The following is a 9750-nucleotide window of genomic DNA, read 5'->3' on the forward strand; positions in this document are numbered from 1 at the left end:
TGCTGCCGGTGCTGTCGTGCGGGCTGATGCTCTTGCGGCGCGACAGCTCCCAGGTGCGGGCGCTGTAGCGAAAGGGCTTGCTGGTCAGCGCGCCCACCGGGCACAGGTCGATCATGTTGCCGGAGAGTTCGGAGTCGATCGTCTCGCCGCTCACCACCGTGATCTCGGCGTGCTCGCCGCGGTGGAGCATGCCGAGTTCCATCACGCCCGCGACTTCCTGGCCGAAGCGAACGCAGCGCGTGCAGTGGATGCAGCGCGTCATCTCTTCCATGCCGATCAGCGGGCCGACGTTCTTGCTCGGCACGACGCGCTTTTCTTCTTCGTAGCGTGAGGCCGACTTGCCGTAGCCCACCGCCAAGTCCTGCAGCTGGCATTCGCCGCCCTGGTCGCAGATGGGGCAGTCGAGCGGGTGATTGATGAGCAGGAACTCCATCACCGACTGCTGCGCCTTGAGCGCTTTTTCGCTCTGCGTGCGCACGATCATGCCCTGCGTCACCGGCGTGGCGCAGGCCGGCATGGGCTTGGGCGCCTTCTCGATATCGACCAGGCACATGCGGCAGTTGGCCGCGATGCTGAGCTTCTTGTGATAACAGAAGTGCGGGATGTAGGTGCCCGCCTTGTCGGCGGCATGCATCACCATGCTGCCCTCAAGCACCTCGACCTTGCGGCCGTCGAGTTCGATTTCAACCATGGATGTCCTCCCTCTCCCTCTCGGAGAGGGTCGGGGTGAGGGCTGCGCCGGATCCGACCAGGCAGCGCTTGTGCTCGATGTGATGCACGAACTCCGCTCGGAAGTGCTTGATCATTGCCCGCACAGGCATCGCCGCGGCATCGCCGAGCGCGCAGATCGTGCGGCCCTGGATGTTGTCGGCTACCGAGTTGAGCAGGTCGATGTCTTCCATGCGGCCCTTGCCGTGCTCGATTCGATCGACCATGCGCCACAGCCAGCCGGTGCCCTCGCGGCAGGGCGTGCATTGCCCGCAGCTTTCGTGCTGATAAAAGTAGGACAGGCGCAGCAGGCTCTTCACCATGCAGCGTGTCTCGTCCATCACGATCACCGCGCCCGAGCCGAGCATGGAGCCGGCCTTGGCGATGGCGTCGTAGTCCATCGTGGTGTCCATCATCACGGCGCCGGGCAGCACCGGGGCCGAGGAGCCGCCGGGGATCACCGCCTTGAGCCCCCGGCCGCCGCGCACGCCGCCGGCAAGCTCGAGCAGCTTGGAAAACGGCGTGCCCATCGGCACTTCGTAGTTGCCCGGCCGCTCGACGTCACCGACCATCGAGAACAGCTTGGTGCCGCCGTTGTTGGGCTTGCCGCACTCCAGGTAGGCCTGACCGCCCTTGCGGATGATCCAGGGCACCGCGGCGAAGGTCTCGGTGTTGTTGATCGTGGTCGGCTTGCCGTACAGGCCGTAGCTCGCGGGAAAAGGCGGCTTGAAGCGCGGCTGGCCCTTCTTGCCTTCGAGCGATTCGAGCAGCGCGGTTTCTTCGCCGCAGATGTAGGCGCCGAAGCCGTGAAAGGCATGCAACTGGAAACAGTGCGCCGAGCCCAGAATGTTCGCGCCCAGGTAGCCGGCGGCGCGTGCCTCTTCCAAGGCTTCCTCGAATCGTTCGTACAAGCCGAAGATCTCGCCGTGAATGTAGTTGTAGCCGACCGTGATGCCCATCGCATGGGCCGCGATGATCATTCCTTCGATGACGATGTGCGGGTTGTAGGCAAGGATGTCGCGATCCTTGCAGGTGCCCGGCTCGCCTTCGTCGGAGTTGCACACCAAATACTTCTGGCCGGGAAACTGGCGCGGCATGAAGCTCCACTTCAGGCCGGTCGGGAAACCCGCACCGCCGCGGCCGCGCAGGCCGGAGGTCTTGACCTCCGCGATCACCTGCTCGGGCGTCATCGGCGTGGCACCGTCCCCGCCTTGCAGAATCTTCTTCAGCGCCTGATAGCCGCCACGGGCCTCGTAGTCCTTCAACCGCCAGTTGCTGCCGTCGAGGCCGGCAACGATCTGCGCGCCGATGTGGCGGCCGTGAAAGCACGTTTCCCGGCCGCTGGCCTGGAACTTCGAGAGGTCGAGCATCGATTGCGGCCTCATGTCGCAGACGCCTTCAGCGTATCGAGCAGCTCGTCGAGCCGGGACTCGCCCATGAAGCTGAGCATCTGCCGGTCGTTGACCAACAACACCGGCGCATCGGCGCAGGCGCCCAGGCACTCGCTCGGCTGCACGGTGAACACGCCATCGGCCGTGGTGCCGTACGGCTCGACGCCGAGCCGGCTGCACACGTGGTCGAGCGCGGTCTGGCCGTCGCGCAGTTGGCATGGCAGATTGGTGCAGACGTTGAGCTTGAACTGCCCCACCGGCTGCTGGTTGTACATGTTGTAGAAGGTCGTGACCTCGTGCACCGCGATCGGCGCCATGCCGAGGTACTCGGCCACCGCGCGTTCGGCATCCGCCGAGACAAAGCCCTGCTCCTGTTGCACGATCGCCAGGCAGGCCATCACCGCCGACTGTCTTTGATCAGCCGGGTACTTCGCCACTTCGCGGGCGAAGCGCGCCGCGGTCTGCTCGCTCAACATGGAATCAGTTGCGCTCATGGGTCGTGCGCTCATCGGTCGATCTCGCCGAAAACAATGTCCATCGTGCCGATCACTGCCACCGCGTCGGCGATCATGTGGCCGCGCGCCATCTCGTCGAGTGCGGCGAGGTGCGGGAAACCGGCGGCGCGGATCTTCAACCGGTAGGGCTTGTTGGCGCCGTCGCTGACGATGTAGATGCCGAACTCGCCCTTGGGGTGCTCGACTGCTGCGTAAGCCTCGCCCTCGGGCACGTGGAAGCCTTCAGTGAAGAGCTTGAAGTGGTGGATCAGCTCTTCCATGTTGGACTTCATGTCCACGCGGCCGGGCGAAGCCACCTTGTGGTTGTCGGTAATCACCGGGCCCGGGTTCTGACGTAGCCAGGCGATGCACTGCTGAACGATGCGGTTGGCTTGGCGCATCTCCTCGATGCGCACGAGGTAGCGGTCGTAGGTGTCGCCGTTGACGCCGACCGGCACGTCGAAGTCCATGCGGTCATAGACCTCGTAGGGCTGGGTCTTGCGCAGGTCCCACGCCAGACCCGAGCCGCGCAGCATCGGGCCGCTGAAGCCGAGGTTGAGCGCGCGTTCAGGTGTGACCACGCCGATGCCCACCGTGCGCTGCTTCCAGATGCGGTTGTCGGTGAGCAGGGTCTCGTACTCATCGACGTACTTCGGAAAGCGCGTGCTGAAGTCGTCGATGAAGTCGAGCAGCGAGCCCTGGCGGTTCTCGTTGAGTTGCGACATGACCCGGGCGTTGCGCACCTTGGAGGGCTTGTACTGCGGCATGCTGTCGGGCAGGTCGCGATACACGCCACCGGGGCGGAAATAGGCGGCGTGCATGCGCGCACCGGAGACCGCCTCGTACATGTCGAACAGGTCTTCGCGCTCGCGAAAGCAGTAGATGAAGATGTTCATCGCACCGCAATCGAGCCCGTGCGCGCCCAGCCACAACAGATGATTGAGCAGCCGGGTCAGCTCGCTGAACAGCACACGGATGTACTGCGCGCGGATCGGCACCTCGATGCCCATGAGCTTTTCGATCGCCAGGCAGTAGGCGTGCTCGTTGCACATCATCGACACGTAGTCGAGCCGGTCCATGTAGGGCAACGACTGGATATAGGTACGCGTCTCGGCGAGCTTCTCGGTGGCGCGGTGCAAGAGGCCGATGTGCGGGTCGGCGCGCTGGATCACTTCGCCGTCGAGCTCCAGGATCAGCCGCAGTACCCCGTGGGCGGCGGGATGCTGGGGGCCGAAATTCAGCGTGTAGTTCTTGATTTCGGCCATGACTAGTGGAGACCACCGTAGTGGTCTTCGCGAATGATGCGCGGTGTGATCTCGCGCGGCTCGATGGTCACGGGCTGGTAGATCACGCGTTTTTGTTCGGGGTCGTAGCGCATCTCGACATGGCCCGAAACGGGGAAGTCCTTGCGGAAGGGATGCCCGATGAACCCGTAGTCGGTGAGGATGCGGCGCAGGTCGTCGTGGCCCTCGAAGACGATGCCGAACAGGTCGAACGCCTCGCGCTCGAACCAGTTCGCCGCGGCCCAAACGCCGTTCACCGACGCCACGATCGGCAGGTCGTCGTCGGGGCAGAACACCTTGACGCGCAGGCGCCAGTTCTTGCTGACCGACAGCAGATGGAGGGCCACGCAATAGCGCGGGCCCTCGGCATAGATCGACGCGCCGCCGTCGCGGTAGGCCGAGTAGTCGAGGCCGCACACGTCCATCAGCTGCTCGAAAGAGAGCGCCGGATGGTCGCGCAACTGCGTGCAGGCCTCCAGGTAGTCGGCAGCCTTCACGGTAATGGTGATTTCGCCGCGATCGCGTACCAGTGAGCGGATGCGCGGGCCCAAAGCGGCCTCGAGCGCCGGCTGCAGCACGTCGAGCTTGTAGTCCAGAGGATTCGTCATCGGGATGCTGCTCAACGTGCGATGGTGTGTTCGCGGCGGATCTTCGACTGCAGCTGCAGCACGCCGTAGAGCAGCGCCTCGGCCGTCGGCGGACAGCCGGGCACGTACACGTCGACGGGCACGATGCGGTCGCAGCCGCGCACCACGGAATAGCTGTAGTGGTAGTAGCCGCCGCCGTTGGCGCAGGACCCCATTGAAAGAACCCAGCGCGGCTCGGCCATCTGGTCATAGACCCGGCGCAGCGCCGGCGCCATCTTGTTGCACAGGGTGCCGGCCACGATCATCAGGTCGCTCTGCCGCGGGCTGGGGCGAAACAGCATGCCGAAACGATCGATGTCGTAGCGAGCGGCTCCGGCGTGCATCATTTCGACCGCGCAGCACGCCAGGCCGAAGGTCATCGGCCACAGCGAGCCGGTCTTCGACCAGTTGATCAGCTTGTCGGCGGAAGTGGTGATGAACCCCTCCTTGAGAACGCCTTCGATGCCCATGTCAGTGCCTCATTCCCAGTCCAGCGCACCCTTTTTCCACTCGTAGACGAAGCCCACGACGAGGATGCCGAGGAAGATCATCATGGCCCAGAAGCCTGTTGTGCCTATCTCCTCCAGCGCGACAGCCCACGGGAAGAGAAAGGCGATTTCCAGGTCGAACAGGATGAACAGAATCGCGACCAGGTAATAGCGCACGTCGAACTGCATGCGCGCGTCTTCGAACGCCTCGAAGCCGCATTCGTAGGGCGCGTTCTTCGCTGCATCGGGCCGGCGCGGGCCGAGGAGGAAGCCGAGCAACTGCGGGGCGACTCCCACGGCCACACCGACGAGGATGAACAGGATCACCGGCAGGTAGGACTCGAGGTTCATGCTTCGATGGCAGTGGTTCGACAAGGCCGCGCGCAATGTGCAGGCGGCGTCGCTGGCAGCCGGCACCGGCCCGCCCACATGAGCTGCGGCGCACCCGCTTGCTGCGCATTGATGTGAGGCGCTCGGTCTTGCCGTGGGGCCGGACCGGCTCGCGCGAAGGTTTGAGCTTGCTTGGTGCCGTCGGCGAGACTCGAACTCGCACAGCTTTCGCCACTACCCCCTCAAGATAGCGTGTCTACCAATTTCACCACGACGGCACTGCTCACTACTACTGACTCTGGCACCGACGAATCGATGCGCTTTGCAGTCCGGATTGCATGAGGTTTGGCTCACCGAACAGCCTGAAATTCTAGCTTGAAATGCGGTGCGGGCCAGGCCTGCGGGCCACAGCGCTTTGCTGTTCGGCGACCATGCGCGAGACACCGCTCTCACGCGCCACAGAGCGCGCAAGCGGGATGCCTCACCGAGTCGGAATCTGCGCCGCGCCCGAGGCGGCAGAAGCCGGCACCGCCGGCTCAGCGGACGCGGGAGCCGCCGGCGTCGGAACGTCGCTCGGCGCGACGCCGGGAATCCCGGCTCCCGGAATGCTGGCACCGGCGCCACCGGGCGCGGCTCGCTCGAGGATGCTGCCGCCTTGGCTGCCGCCCACGACGCCCGGGAGGTTGCCGAAATAGGCCAAGGCCAAGGTGCAGCAGAAAAACAAGGCGGCACAGACCGCCGTCGAGCGCGACAGGAAGTTGGCACTGCCTGTGGCGCCGAAGAGGCTGCCCGAGGCGCCGCTGCCGAACGAGGCGCCCATGTCGGCGCCCTTGCCGTGCTGAATCAGCACCAAGCCGATCATCACCAGCGCGGTGAGCATCTGCATCACCACCACGATCGTCAAAACCAATTGCATGTCGTCGACTCCGGAAAATTCGAGGTGCCTGGCCAGCGCGCTTTAGCGCTGCGCCGCCCGGCAGATGGCTAGAAAATCGGCCGCCTTCAGCGACGCGCCGCCGACCAGGCCGCCGTCGATATCGGGCTGCGCGAACAGGCTGGCTGCGTTGTCGGGCTTGACGCTGCCGCCGTAGAGCAGCTTCATGCGCGCGGCGTGTTCGGTGGCCGCGTGCAGTTGGGCGCGCAGCAGCGCGTGCACTGCCTGTGCCTGTTCGGGCGTTGCCGTCAGCCCCGTGCCGATGGCCCACACCGGCTCGTAGGCGACGACCATCTCGCTGGCGCAATGCGCAAGCGTGTGAATCACGGCGGAGAGTTGACGCTTGACGACGGCATCGGTCTGGCCGGCTTCGCGCTCGGCCATCGTCTCGCCAACGCAGACGATGGGCGTCACGCCGGACTTCAGAGCAGCCTGCGCCTTGTCGGCGACGAGCTGGTCGCTTTCGGCGTGCAGCGCACGGCGTTCCGAATGACCGACGATCGCGTAGCGGCAGCTGAAATCGGCCAGCATCGCGGCCGAGACCTCGCCGGTGTAGGCGCCCTGCTCGTGCGCCGAGCAGTCCTGCGCGCCCCAGGCGATGGCGCTGCGCGCGAGCCGCTCGGCTGCCTGTGCGAGATAGGGAAACGGTGCGCAGACCGCCGCATCGCAGGGCAGCGGGCCGGCCGACTTCAAGGCCTCGAGCAGTGCTTCGTTGACAGCGTGGCTGCCATGCATCTTCCAGTTGCCGACGACGAGTTGGCGGTGGGGCCGTGGGTCGCTCATGAGCATTTGCCTTTCATCACCAGGTCAGCACGATCTTGCCGATGTGGCGGCTCGATTCCATCAGCGCATGGGCCTCGCCGGCCTGCGCTGCGGGAAAGGTCTTGAAGACGGTCGGCTTGATGCGGCCGGCCTCGAGCAGCGGCCAGACGTGCTCGCGCAGCGCTGCGGCGACGCTCGCCTTGTAGGCCGGGGTGCGTGGACGCAGGGTCGAGCCGGTGATGGTCAGGCGCCGGCGGAGCACGGCGCCGGCGTCGATCTCGCCCTTCGTTCCACCCTGCAAGGCAATGATCGACAGTCGCCCGTCGTCGGCCAGGCATTTCAGTTCGCGCGCCATGTAGGGGCCGGCCACCATGTCGAGAATCACATCGACCCCGCGGCCGTCCGTCAGGCGCTTGACCTCGGCAACGAAGTCCTGTGTCTTGTAGTTGATGGCGTGATCGGCGCCGAGCTTCACGCAGGCCGCAGCCTTCTCGTCGTCCCCGACCGTGACGATCACCGACGCCCCGAGCGCCTTGGCGATCTGGATCGCGGCAACACCGATGCCGCTGGAGCCGCCCTGCACCAGCAAGGTCTCGCCGGGCTGAAGTCGTGCACGGTCGAAGACGTTGATCCAGACCGTGAAGAAGGTCTCCGGCAGGCTCGCCGCCTCGACGTCGGACAGCCCCGCCGGCACCGGCAGGCACTGCCCGATTGACGCCACGCAGCGCTCGGCATAGCCGCCACCGTGGGTGAGTGCGCAGACGCGCTCGCCCAGCGCGAGGCCCGCCGCCTGCAGCGCCTTTTCGTCGCCGCCGACGATGCTGCCGGCCACCTCCAGCCCGGGAAGATCCGAAGCGCCGGGCGGCGGGGGATAGGCGCCCGAGCGCTGCAGAACGTCGGGCCGGTTCACGCCCGATGCGGTCACCGCGATCAGCAGTTCGTCTGGGCCGGGCTGCGGCTCGGGGCGTTCGACCAGGCGCAGCACCTCGGGCCCGCCGGGCTCTGAAATCTCAATGGCTTGCATGGCGCGTCCTCCCTGGCTGCCGCACGGCTCGCGCCGCGCGGAGCGCAGAAAACTTCACTCGGAGAGCGGTCCGTTGCCGCCTTCGGACACCGGGGCAGTCTCGCCGCGCGGCTCGCCTTGCGGCTCGGTGCGGGGTTCACGACGCGGGCGATCCCCACGCTCGCCACCTCGGCCGCCGCGATCGCGGTCACCGAAGTCGCGGCGCGGCGGCCGGTCATCACGCTCAGGCATGCCCTCGGGCCGCTCGAGCAGCGCCTTCATCGACAGCTTGATGCGGCCCTTCTCGTCGGTCTCGAGCACCTTGACCTTGACGACCTGGCCTTCGCTCAGGAAGTCGGTCACGTTCTCGACCCGCTCATGGGCGATCTGGCTGATGTGCAGCAGGCCGTCCTTGCCCGGCAGGATGTTGACCAGCGCGCCGAAGTCCAGAATCTTGGTGATCGCGCCTTCGTAGACCCTGCCGATCTCGGCCTCGGCCGTGATCTCCTCGATGCGCTTCTTGGCCGCCATCGCCTTGTCGCCATCGACCGAGGCGATGGTGATGGTGCCGTCTTCCTCGATGTTGATCTGCGTGCCGGTTTCTTCGGTCAGCGCGCGGATGGTCGCGCCGCCCTTGCCGATCACGTCGCGGATCTTCTCGGGGTTGATCTTCATGACGTACAGGCGTGGGGCGAACTCTGACACCTCGGTCTTCGCGCCCTGCACCACCTCGACCATCTTGCCCAGGATGTGCAGGCGCGCTTCCTTGGCCTGCGCCAGGGCGACCTGCATGATCTCCTTGGTGATGCCCTGGATCTTGATGTCCATCTGCAGCGCCGTGATGCCGGTGGTGGTGCCGGCCACCTTGAAGTCCATGTCGCCCAGATGATCCTCGTCGCCGAGGATGTCGGTCAGCACCGCGAAGCGGTTGCCGTCCTTGATCAGGCCCATGGCGATGCCGGCCACGTGCGCCTTGAGCGGCACGCCGGCGTCCATGAGGGCCAGGCAGCCGCCGCACACCGAGGCCATCGACGACGAGCCGTTGGACTCGGTGATCTCCGAGACGACGCGGATCGCGTAGGCGAACTCGTCCTTCTTCGGCAGCACCGGGATCAGCGCGCGCTTGGCCAGGCGGCCGTGGCCGATCTCGCGACGCTTCGGCGTGCCCACGCGGCCGGTCTCGCCGGTCGCGAAGGGGGGCATGTTGTAGTGAAACATAAAGCGGTCTTCGAACTCTCCGGCCAACGCGTCGATGCGCTGCGCGTCGCGCTCGGTGCCGAGAGTCGCTACTACCAGCGCCTGAGTCTCGCCGCGCGTGAAGAGCGCCGAGCCGTGGGTGCGGGGCAGCAGGCCGGTGCGGATCTCGATCGGGCGCACGGTGCGCGTATCGCGGCCATCGATGCGGGGCTCGCCGCCGAGGATCTGGCTGCGCACGATCTTGGCTTCGATGTCGAACAGCAGGTTCTCGACCTTGACCTTGTCGACCGACGAGCCGTCAGCGGCCAGCGCGGCCAGCACTTCGGCATAGGCCGCGCGGGTCGCTTGCGTGCGGTCCTGCTTGGAGCGGATCTGGTAGGCGGCGCGGATCTTCTCTTCGGCCAGGCCGTTCACCTGGGCGATGAAGGGCTCGTCCTTGGCCGGCGCTTCCCATTGCCACTCGGCCTTGCCGGCTTCGCGCACCAGCTCGTTGATGGCGCGCACGGCGATGTTGCCCTGCTCGTGGCCGAACAC

At 66.0% G+C, this 9750-nt stretch carries 11 protein-coding genes and 1 tRNA gene; all 12 read right to left on the minus strand.

Annotated features, from left to right (window positions below):
- On the minus strand, positions 1-691 hold a 691-nt coding region (locus H0W38_RS09080; protein ID WP_292453036.1), incomplete at its 3' end, for a 2Fe-2S iron-sulfur cluster-binding protein.
- Positions 684-2093, minus strand: coding sequence for an NADH-quinone oxidoreductase subunit NuoF (gene nuoF / locus H0W38_RS09085; RefSeq protein ID WP_292453038.1), 1410 nt, complete (start codon positions 2091-2093; stop codon positions 684-686). The genes H0W38_RS09080 and nuoF, both read right to left, overlap by 8 nt.
- Positions 2090-2575, minus strand: coding sequence for an NAD(P)H-dependent oxidoreductase subunit E (nuoE, locus tag H0W38_RS09090; protein WP_292453052.1), 486 nt, complete (start codon positions 2573-2575; stop codon positions 2090-2092). Before nuoE ends, nuoF begins: the two co-directional genes overlap by 4 nt.
- A 29-nt stretch (positions 2576-2604) precedes the next feature.
- Complete coding sequence (locus H0W38_RS09095; RefSeq protein ID WP_292453040.1) at positions 2605-3858, minus strand: NADH-quinone oxidoreductase subunit D; 1254 nt, start codon at positions 3856-3858, stop codon at positions 2605-2607.
- Positions 3859-3860: 2 nt separating this feature from the next.
- Positions 3861-4472 (minus strand): NADH-quinone oxidoreductase subunit C, encoded by a 612-nt coding sequence (locus H0W38_RS09100; RefSeq protein ID WP_292453054.1) that lies wholly within the window; start codon positions 4470-4472, stop codon positions 3861-3863.
- A 23-nt stretch (positions 4473-4495) separates the two neighbouring features.
- Positions 4496-4972 carry an NADH-quinone oxidoreductase subunit B family protein gene (locus tag H0W38_RS09105; RefSeq protein WP_292447422.1) on the minus strand — a complete coding sequence of 159 codons (477 nt, stop codon included), beginning with the start codon at positions 4970-4972 and terminating at the stop codon, positions 4496-4498.
- Between the two features lie 9 nt (positions 4973-4981).
- Positions 4982-5341, minus strand: coding sequence for an NADH-quinone oxidoreductase subunit A (locus tag H0W38_RS09110; protein WP_292453042.1), 360 nt, complete (start codon positions 5339-5341; stop codon positions 4982-4984).
- Positions 5342-5513: 172 nt separating this feature from the next.
- Positions 5514-5598 (minus strand) — tRNA-Leu (locus tag H0W38_RS09115).
- Positions 5599-5801: 203 nt separating this feature from the next.
- Positions 5802-6236: a preprotein translocase subunit SecG gene (gene secG, locus H0W38_RS09120; RefSeq protein WP_292453044.1), complete on the minus strand. Its 435-nt coding sequence runs from the start codon at positions 6234-6236 to the stop codon at positions 5802-5804.
- 42 nt (positions 6237-6278) lie between these two features.
- The gene (tpiA, locus tag H0W38_RS09125; RefSeq protein WP_292453046.1) at positions 6279-7037 is read right to left on the minus strand and encodes a triose-phosphate isomerase; all 759 of its coding nucleotides are present in this window, start codon (positions 7035-7037) and stop codon (positions 6279-6281) included.
- A 16-nt stretch (positions 7038-7053) separates the two neighbouring features.
- On the minus strand, positions 7054-8040 hold the full coding sequence (locus H0W38_RS09130; protein ID WP_292453048.1) for an NAD(P)H-quinone oxidoreductase: 987 nt from the start codon (positions 8038-8040) through the stop codon (positions 7054-7056).
- Between the two features lie 54 nt (positions 8041-8094).
- Positions 8095-9750, minus strand: a 1656-nt coding sequence (pnp, locus tag H0W38_RS09135) for a polyribonucleotide nucleotidyltransferase (protein ID WP_292453050.1), incomplete at its 5' end; no start/stop codon positions are given.

Source organism: Methylibium sp., assembly GCF_013817365.1.
Taxonomy (GTDB): Bacteria; Pseudomonadota; Gammaproteobacteria; order Burkholderiales; family Burkholderiaceae_C; genus Methylibium.